20 protein-coding genes, 1 tRNA gene and 1 pseudogene are annotated in these 19,266 nt (G+C 57.6%); 11 read left to right on the plus strand and 11 right to left on the minus strand.

What is annotated here, in order from left to right; translation table 11 throughout:
* Positions 1-18: 18 nt before the first annotated feature.
* Entirely contained in the window at positions 19-189 is a 171-nt protein-coding gene (locus C1Y42_RS23590) for a hypothetical protein (protein WP_158251406.1), read from the minus strand.
* Between C1Y42_RS23590 and C1Y42_RS16085 the strand changes: the two genes are divergently transcribed.
* Together C1Y42_RS16085 and C1Y42_RS16090 are read left to right on the plus strand one after the other, a co-directional pair.
* Complete coding sequence (locus tag C1Y42_RS16085) at positions 188-1,111, plus strand: TIM barrel protein (protein WP_104093943.1); 924 nt, start codon at positions 188-190, stop codon at positions 1,109-1,111. The genes C1Y42_RS23590 and C1Y42_RS16085 overlap by 2 nt on opposite strands.
* Before the next feature lie 10 nt (positions 1,112-1,121).
* Entirely contained in the window at positions 1,122-2,291 is a 1,170-nt protein-coding gene (locus tag C1Y42_RS16090; RefSeq protein ID WP_104093944.1) for a Gfo/Idh/MocA family protein, read from the plus strand.
* A gap of 94 nt (positions 2,292-2,385) precedes the next feature.
* Here C1Y42_RS16090 and C1Y42_RS16095 read toward each other — a convergent pair.
* Positions 2,386-2,640 (minus strand): annotated as a pseudogene (locus C1Y42_RS16095) (LysR family transcriptional regulator); the annotation flags it as partial.
* A 406-nt stretch (positions 2,641-3,046) separates the two neighbouring features.
* On the opposite strand from C1Y42_RS16095, the gene C1Y42_RS16100 reads away from it, so the two are divergent.
* Together C1Y42_RS16100 and C1Y42_RS16105 are read left to right on the plus strand one after the other, a co-directional pair.
* Entirely contained in the window at positions 3,047-3,412 is a 366-nt protein-coding gene (locus C1Y42_RS16100; protein WP_255418429.1) for a type II toxin-antitoxin system RelE/ParE family toxin, read from the plus strand.
* On the plus strand, positions 3,399-3,698 hold the full coding sequence (locus tag C1Y42_RS16105; protein WP_010615565.1) for a helix-turn-helix domain-containing protein: 300 nt from the start codon (positions 3,399-3,401) through the stop codon (positions 3,696-3,698). The genes C1Y42_RS16100 and C1Y42_RS16105 overlap by 14 nt, the downstream gene beginning before the upstream one ends.
* 84 nt (positions 3,699-3,782) lie before the next feature.
* On the opposite strand, the gene C1Y42_RS16110 is transcribed toward C1Y42_RS16105, so the two are convergent.
* The 5 genes from C1Y42_RS16110 to aspA form a co-directional block, all read right to left on the minus strand.
* Positions 3,783-3,858, minus strand: a tRNA-Phe gene (locus C1Y42_RS16110).
* A 109-nt stretch (positions 3,859-3,967) separates the two neighbouring features.
* Complete coding sequence (locus tag C1Y42_RS16115; RefSeq protein WP_021507771.1) at positions 3,968-4,546, minus strand: transcriptional regulator; 579 nt, start codon at positions 4,544-4,546, stop codon at positions 3,968-3,970.
* A 66-nt stretch (positions 4,547-4,612) separates the two neighbouring features.
* On the minus strand, positions 4,613-6,310 hold the full coding sequence (locus tag C1Y42_RS16120; protein ID WP_104093945.1) for a protein-disulfide reductase DsbD: 1,698 nt from the start codon (positions 6,308-6,310) through the stop codon (positions 4,613-4,615).
* Positions 6,311-6,396: 86 nt separating this feature from the next.
* Positions 6,397-7,698 carry an anaerobic C4-dicarboxylate transporter gene (locus tag C1Y42_RS16125; protein WP_058759604.1) on the minus strand — a complete coding sequence of 434 codons (1,302 nt, stop codon included), beginning with the start codon at positions 7,696-7,698 and terminating at the stop codon, positions 6,397-6,399.
* A gap of 114 nt (positions 7,699-7,812) precedes the next feature.
* Positions 7,813-9,249 carry an aspartate ammonia-lyase gene (aspA, locus tag C1Y42_RS16130; RefSeq protein WP_021507768.1) on the minus strand — a complete coding sequence of 479 codons (1,437 nt, stop codon included), beginning with the start codon at positions 9,247-9,249 and terminating at the stop codon, positions 7,813-7,815.
* Positions 9,250-9,624: 375 nt separating this feature from the next.
* Between aspA and C1Y42_RS16135 the strand changes: the two genes are divergently transcribed.
* The 4 genes from C1Y42_RS16135 (at position 9,625) to C1Y42_RS16150 (ending at position 12,810) form a co-directional block, all read left to right on the plus strand.
* On the plus strand, positions 9,625-10,077 hold the full coding sequence (locus tag C1Y42_RS16135) for an FxsA family protein (protein ID WP_021507767.1): 453 nt from the start codon (positions 9,625-9,627) through the stop codon (positions 10,075-10,077).
* A gap of 194 nt (positions 10,078-10,271) precedes the next feature.
* Positions 10,272-10,565: a co-chaperone GroES gene (locus C1Y42_RS16140; protein ID WP_021507766.1), complete on the plus strand. Its 294-nt coding sequence runs from the start codon at positions 10,272-10,274 to the stop codon at positions 10,563-10,565.
* Between the two features lie 46 nt (positions 10,566-10,611).
* The gene (gene groL, locus C1Y42_RS16145; RefSeq protein WP_021507765.1) at positions 10,612-12,267 is read left to right on the plus strand and encodes a chaperonin GroEL; all 1,656 of its coding nucleotides are present in this window, start codon (positions 10,612-10,614) and stop codon (positions 12,265-12,267) included.
* A gap of 195 nt (positions 12,268-12,462) precedes the next feature.
* Complete coding sequence (locus C1Y42_RS16150) at positions 12,463-12,810, plus strand: DUF4156 domain-containing protein (protein WP_021507764.1); 348 nt, start codon at positions 12,463-12,465, stop codon at positions 12,808-12,810.
* Between the two features lie 164 nt (positions 12,811-12,974).
* On the opposite strand, the gene epmB is transcribed toward C1Y42_RS16150, so the two are convergent.
* A complete protein-coding gene (gene epmB / locus C1Y42_RS16155; RefSeq protein WP_058759602.1) occupies positions 12,975-14,003 on the minus strand; it encodes an EF-P beta-lysylation protein EpmB in 1,029 nt (342 codons plus the stop codon).
* Between the two features lie 40 nt (positions 14,004-14,043).
* On the opposite strand from epmB, the gene efp reads away from it, so the two are divergent.
* From efp to epmA, 3 genes are all read left to right on the plus strand, one after another.
* Positions 14,044-14,610, plus strand: coding sequence for an elongation factor P (efp, locus tag C1Y42_RS16160; RefSeq protein WP_021507762.1), 567 nt, complete (start codon positions 14,044-14,046; stop codon positions 14,608-14,610).
* A 152-nt stretch (positions 14,611-14,762) separates the two neighbouring features.
* Positions 14,763-14,897, plus strand: a complete 135-nt coding sequence (locus tag C1Y42_RS16165; protein ID WP_031279745.1) for an entericidin A/B family lipoprotein — start codon at positions 14,763-14,765, stop codon at positions 14,895-14,897.
* A gap of 164 nt (positions 14,898-15,061) precedes the next feature.
* Positions 15,062-16,039 carry an elongation factor P--(R)-beta-lysine ligase gene (gene epmA, locus C1Y42_RS16170; protein ID WP_021507760.1) on the plus strand — a complete coding sequence of 326 codons (978 nt, stop codon included), beginning with the start codon at positions 15,062-15,064 and terminating at the stop codon, positions 16,037-16,039.
* A gap of 64 nt (positions 16,040-16,103) precedes the next feature.
* Here epmA and degS read toward each other — a convergent pair whose 3' ends face one another.
* The 3 genes from degS to zapG all read right to left on the minus strand — a co-directional run bounded on the left by degS (position 16,104) and on the right by zapG (position 19,147).
* Positions 16,104-17,177, minus strand: coding sequence for an outer membrane-stress sensor serine endopeptidase DegS (degS, locus tag C1Y42_RS16175; RefSeq protein ID WP_021507759.1), 1,074 nt, complete (start codon positions 17,175-17,177; stop codon positions 16,104-16,106).
* 86 nt (positions 17,178-17,263) lie between these two features.
* Entirely contained in the window at positions 17,264-18,634 is a 1,371-nt protein-coding gene (gene degQ, locus C1Y42_RS16180; RefSeq protein WP_031279744.1) for a serine endoprotease DegQ, read from the minus strand.
* Between the two features lie 108 nt (positions 18,635-18,742).
* On the minus strand, positions 18,743-19,147 hold the full coding sequence (zapG, locus tag C1Y42_RS16185; protein ID WP_021507757.1) for a Z-ring associated protein ZapG: 405 nt from the start codon (positions 19,145-19,147) through the stop codon (positions 18,743-18,745).
* Positions 19,148-19,266: the final 119 nt, after the last annotated feature.

Consider the following 19,266-nt stretch of genomic DNA (forward strand, 5'->3'; position numbering starts at 1 on the left):
GTCACCCTTTGTTATCGCTCACCGGGCAACAGCCGCGCCCGCGCGCATGACGACAGCATTTGATAAAAAATTATCAAAAATTTGATAATTAAATTTATGATCGCTATCAAATAATGAAAGTTCCATGATTGAGGTTGGTGAAATATCTATTTGATACTGACGCCAGCCCTCATCATAAGGAACCATCATGACCCTACACATTGCCAATGCGCCCTGCAGCTGGGGCGTAGACGATCCTGACAATCCTTTCCTGCCGCCATGGCAAACGGTGCTACGCGAAGCGGCCCAGGCCGGTTACCGCAGCATTGAACTCGGGCCGTGGCGCTATCTGCCGACCGATGCCGCCGAACTGCGCCAGCAGCTGGAAGCGCATCAGTTGTCGCTGGTGGCCGGCACCATTTTTGATGATTTGGTCAGCGAGGCGAATTTCCCGGCGATGGTTGAGCTGACGCACAACATCTGCCGCAACCTGTCGCAGGTGCCGTGCGCGGCACGCACGCACGGTGATAACCGGCCCGCGCCCTATCTGGTGATTATCGATTTCGGTAACCCGCAGCGGGCGCAATTTGCCGGCCAGACGGAGAAAGCGCCGCGCCTGGCACCCGCAGACTGGCAGCGCATGATGCAGCACATCACTCAGCTCAGTCACATCGCCTGGCATGACTACGGCGTGCGACCGGTGATTCATCCTCATGCCGGTGGCTGCATTGAGTTTGCCGATGAACTGGAACAGCTGGTGCAGGACATCCCGCACGAGGTCGCCGGACTGTGTCTCGATACCGGCCATCTTTTTTATTCCGGCATGGATCCGCAGACCTGGCTGCAACGCTACTGGTTGCGCATCGACTATCTGCATTTCAAAGACATTAATGCGGCCGTCTGGCGCGATGTGATTGCGCGCGGCGTCGACTTTTTCACTGCCTGTGCCGAGGGCGTGGTGTGCCCGCTTGGCCAGGGCGCGATTGATTACCCGGCGCTGCGGGCGTTTCTCGCTGAACGTCACTATCAGGGCTGGATCACCATCGAGCAGGAGCGCGATCCGCGCAATGCCGCCACCAGTCTGCAGGACGTCACGGCCAGCCTGCACTACCTGCATTCCATCGGATTCTGAGGAGAACAGCATGATTAACGGGAGCAAAGTACTGGATCGCGCGCTGCGCTGGGGCATGGTGGGCGGCGGCGGCACCAGCCAGATCGGTTACATCCACCGTTCCGCTGCTTTACGCGACGGCAACTTCACCTTAGTGGCGGGTGCGTTTGATATTGATGCGGAGCGCGGACAAGCGTTTGGTCGCGCGCTGGGCGTGGCGGCCGAGCGCTGCTATAGCGATTACGAAACCCTGTTTAAAGCGGAAGCCGCGCGTGCTGATGGCATTGAAGCCGTCTCCATCGCCACGCCGAACAATACGCACTTTGTTATCTGCCGCGCTGCGCTCAGCGCCGGGCTGCACGTGGTGTGTGAAAAACCGCTGTGTTTCACCTCCGCTGAAGCTGAGGAACTGCAGCAACTGTGTAAAGCGCAGCAGAAGATCATCGGCGTGACCTACGGTTATGCCGGTCATCAGCTGATTCAGCAGGCGCGCACCATGATTGCTGACGGGCTGCTGGGTGAGATCCGCATTGTGAACATGCAGTTTGCTCACGGCTTTCATCACGAAGCGGTCGAATTACAGAATGCCAGCACCAAATGGCGCGTCGATCCGCGTTTTGTCGGCCCGAGCTATGTGCTGGGCGATCTGGCCACCCATCCGCTGTTTATCGCTGAAACCCTGTTGCCGCAGTTGCAAATAAAACGTCTGCTGTGCAGCCGCCAGAGCTTTGTGGCCTCGCGTGCGCCGCTGGAAGATAACGCCTTTGTGATGATGGAATACGATAACGGCGCGGTCGGTACGCTGTGGGCGTCAGCGGTGAACTGCGGATCGATGCACGGCCAGAAAATTCGCGTGGTGGGGGCCCGAGCCAGTCTGGAGTGGTGGGACGAACAGCCAAACCAGCTGCGCTATGAAGTGCAGGGCGAGCCGGTGCAGATTCTTGAGCGCGGCATGGGCTATCTGCACGCCAGCGCGCTGGCCGATGACCGTATTGGTGGCGGCCATCCCGAAGGATTATTTGAAGCCTGGTCGAATCTCTATCGCCGTTTTGCGCTGGCGATGGACGCCACCGACCGCGGCGATCACGCCTTCCTGCAGGACTTCTGGTATCCGGACGTGCACGCCGGGCTGATGGGGGTACGCTGGGTGGAACAGTGTGTCAAATCGGCGGATGCCGGTGCGGTGTGGGTTGAGTGCTGACTGGCTGACGAAATTTAACCGGAGTGCGAGGCAGCGGGGCGGCATCCGTGCTTTATTGGGAGCCGCTGCGCATGCCTTCTGCAGTCGCTGCGGCGATCTGGTCAATGGCGCGCTGTGCCTGTTCGCACTGATGCAAAATAGTGAAGGCATGATGGTAAAGCATTTTCCCCGCTTCGGTAGGCGTTACGCCGCGTTTGGTGCGGATCAGTAACTGCTGATTCACTTCTCCTTCCAGCGTGGCAAGCTGCTGGCTTAGCGCCGGTTGCGCAATATGCAAACTTTCAGCGGCCTGCGTCAGGCTGCCCGCGTCGACGATTTTGATGAAATATTTAAGGCGACGAAGGTTCACGATTACTCCCTCTGGCGACACGATTCGGTGTATCAAAAACGTCCGGCACGATGAGATGCAGCAGACGCTGAGTTAAGGACAAACGCCACGACAGCAGGCAGGTACTGCGATTAACAGTTTTTTAACATCGACACGCGCCACGCGGCGTGACCGGTGACGCAATTCGCTGGAAAGGTTTGGGCGCAATCGCAAAAGTGTGCGACGCGTCGCGCAAATGGGGCCGAAGCAGTCAGGGTCGTAATGGAGCTAATCGATATTGCATGGGATTGCAGTTTTTTCAGGTACTCCGCACAAGCTGAGCACGTCCACAGCGATGCTGGCATCCGGCATGATACAGGTCATCTTTTTCAATATAACTTCCGGTTTATATCAGAGCGCTATAAACTACAGGTTATATGAGGTGATTTTGAACAGCTGGAAGGTTGAAACCACCGTGCGCTTTGCCAAATGGCTGCAGGCGCAGGATGACGCGATGATTGAGGATGTGTTGGCCAGCCTGGCGGTTCTCAGGGAGTTCGGGCCCACGTTAGGGCGGCCTGATGTTGATACCCTCGTCGGGTCGCGTTTTTCCAATATGAAAGAACTCCGTGTTCAGAGTAATGGCCGGGCGATTCGTGCGTTTTTTGCCTTCGATCCGGTCAGACGGGCCATTGTGCTCTGCGCGGGAAATAAAACCGGAACGCATCAGCGGCGCTTTTATCAGGCGATGATTAAACTGGCTGACCGCGAGTATCAACAGCATCTGGAGGAGATGAATCATGCCAAAACTTGAAGACCTGATTGCTCAGCGTTCGCCTGAATCACAGGCGCGCATCAGAAATAAGGCGGCGGAAAAAATCCTCGAGATTCGCCTGCGCCAGCTGCGGGAAGAACTGGCGCTTTCACAGGTACAGCTGGCTGAAAAGATGGGTGTTTCGCAACCTGCTATTGCAGCCATCGAGGCGCGTGGTGATGAACTGAAACTCTCCAGCCTGAAAAAGTACGTTGAGGCGTTAGGCGGAAAATTGAGTGTAACCGTTGAACTGCCAGCCGGTGACGGGCGGATTTTCCAGCTTTAAGAGTTTCTGCCAGGCTGCAGGGTGAGCGATTCTGCCGGCGCAGAAAAGCAAAAAACCAGCCATAAGGCTGGGTTTTCTGAATAGTGGTGCCCGGACGCGGAATCGAACCACGGACACGGGGATTTTCAATCCCCTGCTCTACCGACTGAGCTATCCGGGCAACGGGGCGCATTAAACCCTAATGGCTCACAGCCGTCAACGGGTTTCGTAAAAAAAGCGTAGCAATCGTGACTGATTGCCTGCTTTTCAGGCAGGGTGAACAAAAAAGCCTACGCCAGCGCACCGTTTTGCCGGCACAGCGCGATGCTCAGCACATCTTCAGCCAGACGCCGCGCGGTAGCGACATCCTGCACGTTGCGCTTCACCAGCAGCTTACTCAGACAGCCTTCGAGGATCAGCTCCATCTGATCGGCCACCATGCTGGGGTTGTCCAGCGCCAGGTCGACGAGGATTTCATGGGTGAACTGCCAGGAACTGCGCTTCTGCTGTTCGGCGAGCTGGTGCACCGGCTGATCCGGCTGGGGATAGAAACTGCAGGCGGCAATAAACAGGCAGCCAGGAAAGCGGCCTTTACTGACGTGCTCTGCCAGCACGTCGTAACGCGCCAGCAGCTTTTGTGCCGCACTGAGGCGCTCATCCAGCTGCACCTGGCGGCGCCAGCTGTCGATCTGCTGGCCGTGAAAGCGCAGCGCGTCATACAGCAGGGCATCGCGATCGGGCCAGTAGCGCTCCAGCTGATCGCTGGCGAGGCCGCTTTCGCCAGCCAGCTGCTGCAGCGAGGTGGTCGCGGCCAGGCCGCTCTGTTCGAGCACATTCAGCGCATGCTCAAGGATCTGTTCGCGTTGCAAAAGACTCTCCTCCGGAATGCGGGCCCGAACGCGTGCGCCCGGGCAGTGTCGTGCAACCAGTTTCGTTTAACGCGGCAGATTGTGCAAATGGGCGCGGAAATCCGCGGCGTTAAGGAATCCGGTGACGCGTGAATCGGCAATCTCTTTGCCCTGCGCATCAAAGAACAGGATGGTCGGCAGGCCAAGCACCTGCAGATGCTGCAGCAGCGCGTTATCCTGCGCGTTGTTGGCTGTCACGTTAGCCTGCAGCAGCTGCACGTTGCTCAGGGCACTGCGTACGCCGTCATCGCTGAAGGTGTATTTTTCAAACTCTTTGCAGGCCACGCACCAGTCGGCATAGAGATCGACCATAGTGATACGGCCCTGCGCCTGCTGTAATGCGCTATCCAACTGCTGGCTGCTGCTGATGCGCTGAAACGGCAGGTGGGCGACGCTTTGCGTACTGCTGCTGCCAAATGCCCAGTCCTGCAGCGGGCGCGCCACCACCAGCGCGGCCGCCAGCATCAGAATCGGCAGCACACGCGCTGTGCCGCGCGCGCTGAGACTCAGGCTGAACGCCCAGGCAAAAAACGCCACGCCGAGCAGACTCCACAGCCGCAATCCCCAGATATCGCCCAGCACGCGCTCCAGCAGAAACACCGGCAGCGCCAGAATCACAAAGCCAAAACCCTCTTTTACGCTCTGCATCCACGGACCGCTTTTCGGCAGCAGCCGGTTGCCGAACATCGTTACAGCAATCAGCGGCAGTCCCATGCCGAAGGCGTACAGCCACAGCGTGCCGGCTCCGGCCCACAGATTACCGCTCTGCGCGATATACAGCAGGATGGCGCTGAGCGGCGCGGTGGTGCAGGGTGAGCAGATCAGGCCTGCCAGCGCGCCCATCATAAACACGCCCGCCAGCGACCCGCCTTGCTGACGGTTGCTCCACAGCGTCAGACGCGTCTGGAGGCTGGCAGGCAGCTGCAGCGTGAACAGGCCAAACATCGACAGCGCCAGCAGCACAAACAGCACGGAGAGGCCGATCAACACGTAAGGATGCTGCAGCGCAGCCTGGAAACGCAGGCCCGCCGCAGCCACCACCATACCGAGCAGGGTGTAAGTCAGCGCCATGCCCTGCACGTAAACCAGTGCGAGGGCGAACAGCCGGCTCAGCGAGTAGCGGCGCTGGCCACCAAGAATGATGCCGGAGATCAGCGGATACATCGGCAGCACGCACGGCGTAAAGGCCACGCCGATGCCAATCAGCAGCGCCCACAGCGGCGAAAACGGCAGCGGCGTGCGGTGAGCGGCCGGTGAGGCCGCGATTGCCGGCGCGGCGCTATCAGCAGCCATCGCCGTCAGCGGCACGGAGCGGGTCTCCGGCGGATAGCAGAAACCGGCCGCGGCGCAGCCCTGATAGGTCACGCTGAGCGTTGCACCGGCATCGGCCTGGCGCAGGGTGATCGGCAGCTGTACGTCCTGCGGATAGATTTCGCTCTTGCCGTAAAACTCATCTTCATGCGGCTGGCCCGGCGGCAGCGTGACCGGCGCCAGCTGCGCGTGTTGCGAGCTGATGTGGAATTGCTGGCGATAGAGGTAATAGCCGTCCTTCACTTTCCAGCTCAGCGTCAGCTGATGGCCCTGCTGGCTGAAATCAAAGCCAAAGGCCTGATCGACCGGCACAAAGCGGTTATTGGTAGTGGTCGAGAACAGGCTGGCCTGCGCCGACAGGCAAAACAGCAGTGCCAGGCACAGGCTTAGCAGGCGGGAAAATCGAGCAGCCATGACGAATTAATCAGCTCCGGTGGCGAATGAGCCGCGATAATAACACGGCCGCTGCGCCACGAGGTTTTCAGGATGTAACCACGACGCTACAGGATCAGGCTGCCGAACAGGAAGCCAAACGCCACCGAGAAGGTAATTGCCAGTACGCCGGGAATGATAAACGAGTGGTTGAACACGTACTTCCCAATGCGGGTCGAGCCGGTGTCATCCATCTCCACCGCGGCCAGCAGCGTCGGGTAGGTGGGCAGCACGAACAGCGCGGACACCGCGGCGAAGGAGGCGACCGCCGCCAGCGGCGATACGCCGAGCATCAGTGCGGCCGGCATCAGCGCTTTGGTGGTGGCCGCCTGCGAGTAGAGCAGCGTGGCAGCAAAGAACAGCACCAGCGCCAGCATCCACGGATAGCTCTGCAGCATGTCGCCGGCCAGCGTCTGGATGTCGCTCAGGTGCGCTTTGACAAAGGTATCGCCCAGCCAGGCGACGCCCATCACGCAGATACAGGCGCTCATGCCGGATTTAAACGTGCTGGCGCTGAGGATTTCACCGGTTTCCACTTTGCAGGTCAGGCAAATCAGCGTAGCAACCGTCAGCATAAACACCACAATGGCTTCGTTACGCGGCAGCACCGGATTGCTGATCAGGCCCACGCTGTCGCTGATTGCCGTCGCGTACAGCACCACCGCCGCAATACCGATCAGGAACAGCAGCACCGCGCGTCTGGCACCCGGCTTGATGTGATAAACCTGCTCACCGCGCAGCGTTACTTCACCTTTCGCCAGGCGCGCCTGATAGACGTCATCTTCTTTGAGCTCTTTGCCGAGGAAGTTGGTGATCACGGCGGCACAGAAAATGGCCAGCATGGTGGCAGGCAGCGCGACGCCGAGCAGCGCCAGATAACTGACGCCGCGCGGTTCAAGAATCGAGGCAAAAAATACCACCGCGGCCGAAAGCGGCGAGGCGGTGATGGCGATTTGCGACGCCACTACGGCTATCGACAGCGGGCGCGAAGGACGTACGCCTTGCTCTTTGGCCACTTCCGCAATCACCGGCAGAGTTGAAAAAGCGGTGTGCCCGGTACCCGCCAGCAGCGTCATCGCATAGGTCACCAGCGGCGCAAGGAAAGTGACATAGCGCGGATGGCGGCGCAGCAGGCGTTCCGCCAGCCCGACCAGATAATCCATGCCGCCAGCAACCTGCATCGCGGCGATGGCCGCAATCACCGCCATAATGATCTCGATGACATCGAACGGGATCGCGCCGGGTTTCATGCCGCAAACCAGCGTCAGCACCAGCACGCCTAAACCGCCGGCAAAGCCAATGCCGATGCCGCCGAGGCGCGCACCCAGCCAGATCGCCAGCAGGACGATGAGCAATTCCACCACTACCATAGTTTCACTCCCTGAAGTGCCGCCACACGCAGCCACTTTAGTTATAGACGTCAAAATAAAAAAGCACGCCGTATTGTATACAGGCGTGCTTCAGACGACTTGATCCGGAACGGATTACTGTTCGTTTTCGTCGGTGTAGCGTTTGGCTTTGTATTCCGGGTGCATCAGGTTCTGGATGGAGAAAATATCGTCCAGCTCGGCTTCGGTCAGCAGACCGCGTTCCAGCACCACTTCGCGTACGCTCTTACCGGTTTCAGCACAGATTTTCCCGACGATATCGCCGTTGTGATGGCCGATGTACGGGTTGAGGTAAGTGACGATACCGATGGAGTTGAACACGTAGGCTTCACAGACCGCTTTGTTGGCGGTGATGCCATTAACGCATTTTTCCAGCAGGTTGTAGCAGGCGTTGGTCAGGATGCTGATCGACTCAAACAGCGCCTGGCCAATCACCGGTTCCATCACGTTGAGCTGCAGCTGACCGGCTTCAGAAGCCATGGTCACCGTGGTGTCGTTGCCAATCACTTTAAAGCACACCTGATTGACCACTTCCGGTACCACCGGGTTAACTTTCGCAGGCATGATCGAAGAACCGGCCTGCAGTTCCGGCAGGTTGATTTCGTTCAGGCCGGCGCGCGGACCGGATGACAGCAGGCGCAGGTCGTTACAGATTTTCGACAGTTTCACCGCCAGGCGCTTCAGCGCTGAATGCACCATGACGTAAGCGCCGCAGTCTGAGGTGGCTTCAATCAGATCTTCGGCGGGCACCACCGGCAGGTTGCTGACTTCCGCCAGGCGCTGTACCGCCAGCTGCTGGTAGCCGTCCGGTGTGTTGAGGCGGGTGCCGATCGCCGTGGCGCCGAGGTTAACCTCCAGCAGCAGTTCGGCGGTACGCAGAATGCTGCGCGTCTCTTCGTTCAGCAGTACGTTGAACGCGTGGAACTCCTGACCGAGCGACATCGGCACCGCGTCCTGCAGCTGGGTGCGGCCCATCTTCAGGATGTTTTCAAACTCCACCGCTTTGCGCTGAAAACCTTCGCTCAGCTGGCCAATCGCGTCGAGCAGTTTGAGGATCGAGGCGTAAACCGCAATGCGGAAGCCGGTAGGATAAGCGTCGTTAGTGGACTGACACTTATTCACGTGATCGTTCGGGTTGAGGTACTGATATTCACCTTTCTGGTGACCCATCAGCTCCAGACCGATGTTAGCCAGCACCTCGTTGGTGTTCATGTTGACCGAGGTACCCGCGCCGCCCTGATAGACATCAACCGGGAACTGGTCCATGCACTTACCGTTGTTCAGCACTTCATCACAGGCCTGAATGATGGTGTTGGCGATGTGGCGGGGGATGGTTTGCAGCTCTTTGTTGGCGAGCGCGGCGGCTTTTTTCACCATCACCATGCCGCGAACAAACTCAGGGATGTCGCTGATTTTACTGTTACTGATATAGAAGTTCTCAATCGCACGCAGAGTATGAACACCGTAATAGGCATCTGCCGGAACTTCACGCATGCCTAACAGGTCTTCTTCGATACGAATGTTGTTCGCCATGATTACCTTCTTATTATTGCTGCTGTGTTACTGCCGGGCATCCGGAATGGATGGGCGGCGAATAACGTGCAGGTGAAGCAATTATATTGTCGTGGAATACCAGTGCCGACATTTTATCCATCTTCGGGCTGGCGAGCACGATCATATTCTGTCACTGCAGAAATGCTTGTGCACAGATCACTTTACGGACATTTGCTGGCCCAGCGGTAATAACGATATGTGATGTACTTCGCAATTTTAAGTCAGTGGCATAAATTTAACAGCGGCGGTTGAATTTCCCCGGCCGCGTGCCCATCTCATACGTTATGGTCATGCTGACCCTTCAATTTTGCTGCCCCGCACGCTGCGTGGCGGCGTGACTCACAGGAGATATCGGTGCGCTGGTTACCGTTAGTGATTTTTTTTGTTCTGGCCTGGATTGAGATCTCGATTTTCATCCAGGTGGCGCACGCGCTCGGCGTGCTGCTGACCATGCTGCTGGTGATTTTTACCTCGTGCATTGGTGTGTCGCTGGTGAAAAACCAGGGCATGAAGAACTTTATGCTGATGCAGGAGAAGCTGGCGCGTAACGAGAGCCCGGCGGCGGAGATGATCAAAAGCGTGTCGCTGATCATCGCCGGTTTTCTGCTGCTGCTGCCGGGCTTCTTCACCGATTTCCTCGGCCTGCTGCTGTTGCTGCCGCCGGTGCAGAAACACCTGACGCTGAAGCTGATGCCGCACCTGCGCGTATGGCGCGGCCCGGGGCAGGGCCCGGACAGCGGCGTCACCATGGACGGCGAGTTTGAGCGCAAAGATCAGGATCGTATCGGTCACGATAAAGATCGCTGAATGTAAGCGGGGCGGCGTAAGCCGCCCTTTTTGCTGTCTTTTTCGTCATCTGTTACGCAAACGAAAATTTTTTATTTTTTTGCCCTTGAAAGCCCCTTTTCTGCCCCTATCTCTCTCTCCACGAGGCCGGAACCCTCAAGCCCGGCGTTCAACCCAAAAATGAATGATTGGACTTCTCAAAGGAGAGCTATCAAATGAAAATTCGTCCGTTGCACGATCGCGTTATCGTCAAGCGTAAAGAAGTTGAAGCCAAATCTGCTGGCGGTATCGTTCTGACCGGCTCTGCAGCAGGCAAATCAACCCGCGGTGAAGTACTGGCTGTTGGCAATGGCCGCATCCTGGAAAACGGCGACGTGAAGCCGCTGGACGTGAAAGTGGGTGATCTGGTGATTTTCAGCGAAGGCTACGGTGCCAAGACTGAGAAAATCGACAACGAAGAAGTTCTGATCATCTCTGAAAGCGACATTCTGGCGATTGTTGAAGCGTAATTTACGCGTAATTCACTGAACGAAACGAATTTAAGGGATATTTGAAATGGCAGCTAAAGACGTAAAATTCGGTAATGACGCACGCGTAAAAATGCTGCGTGGCGTGAACGTACTGGCAGATGCAGTAAAAGTTACCCTGGGCCCGAAAGGCCGTAACGTGGTTCTGGATAAATCTTTTGGTGCACCGACCATCACTAAAGATGGTGTTTCTGTGGCACGTGAAATCGAGCTGGAAGACAAGTTCGAGAACATGGGTGCGCAGATGGTGAAAGAAGTCGCTTCTAAAGCCAACGACGCAGCAGGCGACGGCACCACCACCGCTACCGTTCTGGCACAGGCTATCGTCAACGAAGGCCTGAAAGCCGTCGCGGCGGGCATGAACCCAATGGATCTGAAGCGCGGTATCGATAAAGCCGTTGCCGCAGCCGTTGAAGAGCTGAAAACCCTGTCTGTACCATGCCAGGATTCCCGCGCTATCGCGCAGGTAGGTACCATTTCTGCCAACTCCGATGAAAGCGTCGGTACCCTGATCGCTCAGGCGATGGACAAAGTGGGTAAAGAAGGCGTGATCACCGTTGAAGAAGGCACCGGTCTGCAGGACGAGCTGGACGTGGTTGAAGGTATGCAGTTCGACCGTGGCTACCTGTCTCCGTACTTCATCAACAAGCCAGAAACCGGTGCAGTGGAGCTGGAAAGCCCATTCATCCTGCTGGCTGACAAGAAAATCTCTAACATCCGCGAAATGCTGCCAGTGCTGGAAGCTGTGGCGAAAGCCGGCAAACCACTGCTGATCATCGCAGAAGACGTGGAAGGCGAAGCGCTGGCTACGCTGGTGGTCAACACCATGCGCGGTATCGTGAAAGTGGCTGCGGTGAAAGCACCGGGCTTCGGCGACCGTCGTAAAGCGATGCTGCAGGATATTGCTATCCTGACCGGCGGTACCGTGATCTCTGAAGAGATCGGTATGGAGCTGGAAAAAGCGACGCTGGAAGACCTGGGTCAGGCAAAACGTGTGGTGATCAACAAAGACACCACCACCATCATCGATGGTGTGGGCGATCAGGGCGCAATCTCTGGCCGCGTGACGCAGATCCGTCAGCAAATCGAAGAAGCGACGTCTGACTACGACAAAGAGAAACTGCAGGAGCGCGTTGCAAAACTGGCAGGCGGTGTAGCCGTACTGAAAGTAGGCGCAGCGACTGAAGTTGAAATGAAAGAGAAGAAAGCACGCGTTGAAGATGCCCTGCACGCTACCCGTGCTGCGGTTGAAGAAGGCGTGGTTGCCGGTGGTGGTGTCGCGCTGGTGCGTGTTGCGGCGAAAATCGCAGCATCTGGCCTGAAAGGTCAGAACGAAGACCAGAACGTCGGTATCAAGGTTGCTCTGCGTGCGATGGAAGCGCCACTGCGTCAGATCGTTTCTAACGCCGGTGAAGAGCCATCTGTAGTTGCTAACAACGTGAAAGCCGGCGACGGTAACTACGGTTACAACGCACAGACCGAAGAGTACGGCAACATGATCGACTTCGGTATCCTGGATCCAACCAAAGTGACCCGTTCTGCGCTGCAGTACGCGTCTTCTGTGGCCGGTCTGATGATCACCACCGAAGCGATGGTCACCGACCTGCCGAAAGGCGACGCACCTGACTTAGGTGCTGGCGCTGGCGGCATGGGTGGCATGGGCGGTATGGGCGGCATGATGTAATTGCCCTGAACGTCTGAGCTGTTGAGAAACCCCCGATCGGAAACGGTCGGGGGTTTTTCTTTTGCCGGCGAACAAGGTATAAGTAAGGGCGCAATACTTCGGCTTTGCGGGTTTAGGGCAATGAATGTTCAGAAAAAATGTGCGCTTTTCTGCTACGCTGCCGCCCGACACTGATGATAATAAATGGGGATTATAATGCGGATTAACCTCTCGCTCGGACTGGCAGTCGGTACCTTACTGCTGGCGGGCTGTAGCACCTCCAACCAACTGAGTGCCGCCGGCGAACGTGTCACCTTTGTTGATCAACAGCCAGGCAGCCAATGTCAGCTGCTGGGCAATGTTACCGGCTCGCAGAGCAACTGGCTGACCGGCTCAGGCGGTGAAGGCAGTTCACTGCGCGGTGCGGCCAACGACCTGCGTAACCGCGCAGCGGAGATGGGCGGCAACGTGATTTATGGTGCCACCAGCCCGACGCAGAACCTGCTGTCTGCCTTCGCCCCGCTCGACAGCAAAATGTCGGGTCAGGTGTATAAGTGCCCGTAATGGCAGAGCAGCAATAGAAAAGCCGCGAGAGCGGCTTTTTTGTTTTTGAGTACAGTTCCAGCACGGTCGCCATAAATGGCGACACTACGGTGATGGCGCCGCCACAGGAATACTGTAGGGTGCGCATTCATGCGCACCGGGCAGCTGGCAGCTGGCAGGGAACGTCACTCCTGACGTAGCTGCAGATCCAGCGGCGTTTTGCTCGGCTCACCACCAATTTCCCGCGCCAGCTTCGGCACCATATAGCCCGACACCATGGTCAGCAGCTGCCGCACCAGCGCCCGCGCCTGCTCATCCGGCACAAAGAAGTGCGCCGCACCCTGCACCTTATCCAGCACATGTAAATAGTAGGGCAGGATGCCGGCATCAAACAGCGCATTGCTGAGCTGTGCCAGAGTCTGCGCATCGTCATTAACGCCGCGCAGCAGCACGCTCTGGTTCAGCAGGGTGACGCCGGCGCGCTTCAGCCTCTGCATGCGTTCGCGCAGCGCCTCGTCAATCTCCTGCGCGTGGTTGATGTGGCTGACCAGCAGCACCTGCAGACGCGTATCCGCCAGCAGCTGGCATAGCCCTTCGGTAATGCGCGCCGGGATCACTACCGGCAGCCGGCTGTGAATGCGCAGGCGTTTCAGGTGCGGAATGTTTTCCAGCGCGCCAATCAGCCACGCCAGCTCCTGATCTTTCGCCATCAGCGGATCGCCGCCGGAGAAGATGATCTCGTCCAGCTCGGGATGGGCGGCAATGTAATCAATCGCCGCCTGCCAGTTGCGTTTGTTGCCCTGATTATCCTGATAGGGGAAATGCCGGCGGAAGCAGTAGCGACAGTTCACCGCGCAGCCGCCCTTGACCAGCAGCAGCGCGCGGTTTCTATACTTATGCAGTAAGCCCGGCACCACGCTGCTCTGCTCATCGAGCGGATCGGTGCTGTAGCCCGGCGCATCGGTAAACTCCTGACGGCTGGTCAGCACCTGCAGCAGCAGCGGGTCCTGCGCATTGCCGCGCTGCATGCGCTGAATAAAGGCGCGCGGTACGCGCAGGGCGAACAGACGGCGTGCCTCGCTCCCGGCTGCCAGATCCGCGTGGTTTTCGAGGGCTAAAAGTTGCAGTAATTCAGCAGGATCGGTGACAACATCAGCAAGTTGCTGCAACCAATCTTCTCTGACGGGGGGATTTAGGGTTACAATGTGTGCCATTTTTTTGGCTATTACCAGTTAATATCTACAGAGGGCCTTTATGGCGACTTATCTTAGCAACGATTTTCGTGCCGGTCTTAAAATCATGTTCGAAGGCGAACCGTATGCCATCGAATCCAGTGAATTCGTTAAGCCGGGTAAAGGCCAGGCGTTTGCACGTGTTAAAATGCGTCGTCTGCTGACCGGTTCACGCGTTGAGAAAACCTTCAAGTCTACCGACTCCGCCGAAGGCGCAGACGTGCGTGACATGACGCTGCAGTACTCTTACAACGACGGTGATTTCTTCTACTTCATGCACCCGGAAACCTTCGAACAGTATCAGGTTGAAGCCAAGGTACTGGACGACGTGACCAAATGGCTGCAGGACAACGCCGAGTGTATCGTAACCCTGTGGAACGATAAACCGATCGCCGTTCAGCCACCGAACTTCATCGAAGCTGAAATCACCGAAACTGACCCAGGTCTGAAAGGTGATACTGCCGGTACCGGCGGCAAGCCAGCGACGCTGTCTACCGGCGCCGTGATCAAAGTGCCACTGTTCGTACAGATTGGCGAAGTGGTAAAAGTAGACACCCGCTCTGGCGAATACGTTTCCCGCGTAAAATAATCGTCAAATCAGGCGCATCATCGATGCGCCTTTTTTTATTTCCGCGCTCATCCCCGCACCGCGTCTTTTTTCAGCAGCTTAACCGCCATCATGGCGTATCCGGTCTATGCTTTAAAAGCTGTACTTTTACTGCAACCAACAAGGATATGGCTATGTTAAAGAAAAGTATTGTCGCGATTTTCTCGGTACTGGTGCTTTCCTCGCTGCTTTCAGCCTGTAACACCACGCGTGGCGTAGGCGAAGATGTTGAAGCGGGCGGTCAGGCAATTCAGCGCAGCGCGCAGTAACTAAAACCGGTGCGAAACCTGCTTTCGTACCGGCTTTCTCTTCCTCCTGTTGTCCTGCCAGCACCTGTGATTTCTGAAACTGCCTGCCGCGACGGCGGTGCCGTTGTTTGCCGTCAGCAATACGGGTAGACTTCCTCCCCTTGTCTGTATAAGGAGTCATCACCATGAGCGAAACGGCAAGCTGGCAGCCGAGCGCACCCATTGCCAATTTGTTGAAACGCGCCGCCATCCTGGCGGAAATCCGGCGTTTCTTTGCCGATCGCGGCGTACTGGAAGTGGATACGCCTGCCATGAGCCAGGCGACGATCACCGACATCCATCTGGTGCCATTCCAGACGCGCTTTGTCGGACCTGGGGCGGCAGACGGGCGCGATCTGTGGCTGATGACCAGTCCGGAATATCACATGAAGCGCCTGCTGGCGGCGGGCAGCGGCCCGATTTATCAGATGGGGCGCTGCTTCCGTAATGAAGAGGCCGGGCGCCACCATAATCCGGAATTCACCATGCTGGAGTGGTATCGGCCGCACTACGACATGTATCGGCTGATGAACGAAGTCGACGACCTGCTGCAGCAGGTGCTGGAGTGCGACAGCGCCGAATCGCTATCGTATCAGCAGGCGTTTATCCGTCATCTGGAGATCGATCCGCTGTCGGCGGACAAGGCGCAGCTGCGCGAAGCGGCGGAAAAGCTGGGTGAGGGCGAGCTGGCGAATCGCGAAGACGATCGCGACACGCTGCTGCAGCTGCTGTTTATGCTGGGCGTGGAACCGAAAATTGGTCTCGATAAGCCGTGCTTCGTCTATCACTTCCCGGCCAGTCAGGCGGCGCTGGCGGAGATCAGTACCGAAGATCACCGCGTGGCAGAGCGTTTTGAGGTCTATTACAAAGGCGTGGAGCTGGCCAACGGTTTCCGCGAACTGACCGACAGCCGTGAACAGCGTCAGCGCTTTGAGCAGGATAATCGCCGTCGCGCTGCGCGCGGTTTGCCACAGCATCCGATTGATACTTACCTGCTGGATGCGCTGGCGCACGGCATGCCAGCCTGTTCCGGCGTGGCGCTGGGCGTCGATCGCCTGATTATGCTGGCGCTGAAGGCCGATGCGCTCAGTGAGGTGATCGCTTTCCCGGTCGATCGCAGCTAGTTACGCCGCGGTTCTGCACACCCGGCCGCGGCTCAGCGATGGCGCTGTCCGCGGCCGGGTGCGTTTACGGCGAGGTATTATTGGCCGCTTCCGGAAACTCCTGGATGGTAACCGGCAGCGTCATCTTCTGCTCATTGCGCAGCACCTGCACATCAATCACCGATCCCGGGCGGATTTCCGCCACCTGGTCCATGGTCTCCTGCGCGGACAGCGCCGGCTTACCGTTCACCTGCAGCAGGACATCATTGGCCTGAATGCCGGCGCGATCCGCCGGACCGCCCGGCGTCACTTCGCTGACAATAATGCCCTGCACCCGATCGAGGTTGCTGCCCTGACCGTGCAGCGGCGGCAGCTCGCGCCCGGTAATACCGATATAACCGCGGATCACCCGGCCATCGCGAATCAGCTTATCCATAATTTTGGTCGCCAGCGCGGTCGGAATGGCAAAACCAATGCCTTCCGGAGTTTCGCCGTCGTTGCTTTTGTCGAAGGTCAGCGTGTTGATGCCCATCAGCTCGCCCAGCGAGTTAATCAGCGCGCCGCCGGAGTTCCCCTGGTTGATCGAGGCATCGGTTTGCAGGAAGTTCTGCCGACCGGAGGAGCTCAGACCGATGCGGCCGGTGGCGCTGATGATGCCCTGGGTGACCGTCTGGCCGAGGTTGTACGGGTTGCCAATCGCCATTACCACATCACCAATATGCGCGACACGTTTGGCGTTGATCGGGATTACCGGCAGATTAGAGGCGCTGATTTTTAACACCGCCAGATCGGTCATGGCGTCGGAGCCCACCAGCGTCGCTTCAAAAAAGCGTCCGTCCTGCAGCGCGACGATAATCTGGTCAGCATTATTGATGACATGTTTGTTGGTGAGGATGTAGCCTTTCGCGTTCATGATGACGCCGGAACCGAGCGTGGTAATGCCGCGATTATTGTTACCGTGCGCGCTGCGGTTATAGACGTTGACCACCGCCGGCACAGCACGGCGCACGCCCTGATTGAAACTGAAGGGCGCTTCATCGGCGCTGCTGTCGTGATCAAAGGTGACGTTGCTGCCCATTCGCAGCGCCGGGATCGCGACAAGCAGTAAACCTGCCACGATCAGGCCCATCACCACAGAACGTAAAAGTTTAAGAAACATGGTGTTATTTCAGGCAAGAGTTGATCGCAGGGCAGAATAGCACGAGAAGGGCGGACAAACACCTGCTTGTCCGCCCGTTGCGAGGATTATCGCAGAAGCAGGTAAATACTCTCGTCGCCGCGCACCACGTTCAGCGCCAGTACCGGCGGTTTGCCCTCCAGCACTTTGCGCATCTCGGCGAGGCTCTGCACCCGCGTACGGTTAACGCCGACAATCACATCGTCTTTCTGCAGGCCAACCTGTTCTGCCGGCGTGCCTTTTTCGATGGTATCGACTTTGACTCCTTTATCGCCGGCTTTGGTATTGCCGTCACTGAGCGTGGCGCCCTGCAGCGCCGGCGACATCAGCTGGGCGCTGGCGGTGCTCTGCGCGCTCTGTTCCAGCGTTACGGTCACCGTCAGCGGTTTGCCATCGCGCAGCAGACCGATTTTCACCTGCTGGCCTGGCGGCGTGGTGCCGACTTTCACCCGCAGCTCGGCAAAACTGGTGATTGGCTTATCGTTAATGGCGGTGATGATGTCGCCCGCTTTGATGCCCGCCTGTTCCGCCGCCGACTTCGGCAGCACTTCAGAGACAAATGCTCCGCGCTGCGCATCGACGTTAAACGCTTTCGCGATATCGGCGGTCATTTCTGTCCCTTTGATCCCGAGCTGACCGCGCTTCACTTCGCCGAACTGAATCAGCTGCTGCGCCAGGTTCATCGCCATGTTGCTGGGGATGGCAAAGCCAATACCAATGTTGCCGCCGCTCGACGCCAGAATGGCGGTGTTAATGCCGATCAGCTCGCCGTTGAGGTTCACCAGCGCGCCGCCAGAGTTACCACGGTTGATGGCGGCATCGGTCTGAATAAAGTTCTCCAGTCCTTCCAGATTCAGCCCGCTGCGGCCCAGCGCCGAGATAATGCCGGACGTCGCCGTCTGGCCGAGGCCGAATGGGTTGCCGATCGCCACGGCGAAATCACCCACTTTCAGCGCGTCAGAATCAGCAATTTTCACCTGCGTGAGGTTTTTTGCGCCTTCTACCTGAATCAGTGCGATGTCGGTTTGCTCGTCATGACCAATCAGCTTTGCGTCATATTCGTTGCCATCGCTCAGCTGCACGCTGATTTTATCCGCACCGTTTACCACGTGATTGTTGGTCAGAATGTAGCCTTTAGCTGCGTCGATGATGACGCCGGAACCCAGTCCTTCAAATGGCTGTGGCTGAGACTGGCCGGGCGCCTGGCCAAAGAAGCGCTTCAGCGGCTCGGGAATATCCTGGCCCTGCTGACCGCTGTCGGTGCCCTCGACATGCACGCTGACCACCGCCGGCAGCACTTTTTCCAGCATCGGTGCCAGGCTTGGCAGTGCTTGTCCCTGAATCTGTGCCGGCAACGTGGCCATGGCACCCGGCGTCGCCGCCAGACTCATCCCAATGCTCAAGGCTAATGCGCTTAACAGTCGTGCTGGTTTTTTCATTGCTATGACGCTCTCGCTGCGATAAGGGGGATAAAAGAAGTGTGACAGTTATTGGTAATAAGCGTTCGGAAAACAAAAAGGGCACAGCCATGCTGTGCCCCAAAAGGATTAACTGCGGGTGGTGCGTTCGCCGCTGCGCAGCAGGCCCGATGCGCCTTCAGAGTAGTCGCGCGGGATCTGCACCGGCGCCTGGTCGTTATCGGCCTCGGCTTCCGTCAGCTGGTAAGCAAACGGGTTTTTCTCGCCGGGCAGATTTGGCAGCAGGTCATTCGACCCTTTCGCCATGTGCTGATACAGCTGGCGATAGTCGCGCGCCATGTTGTCCAGCAACTCTGCGCTGCGCGCAAAGTGGTTGGTGAGCTCTTCGCGGTAATCCGCCAGCTCCGCTTTGGATTTTTCCAGTTCGTACTGCATGCTGCGCTGCTCACGCAGCTTTTTGTTGCCAAAACGCATCGCTACCGCGCCGACAATAATGCCAATCACTAAACCAATCAGCCCGTATTCCCAGGTCATAATGACTCCCGTGTAATTTCCGTTGCTTCGTAGGGCATTGCTTCTGTTTCAACTTCAATAGTAGCCACTATACCCGTTAATCCATCGGAAGTGGAATCCTCGGGCTGTATCGCTTAGTG

The sequence above is a fragment of the Pantoea sp. ICBG 985 genome (assembly GCF_002928365.1).
GTDB lineage: Bacteria > Pseudomonadota > Gammaproteobacteria > Enterobacterales > Enterobacteriaceae > Pantoea > Pantoea dispersa.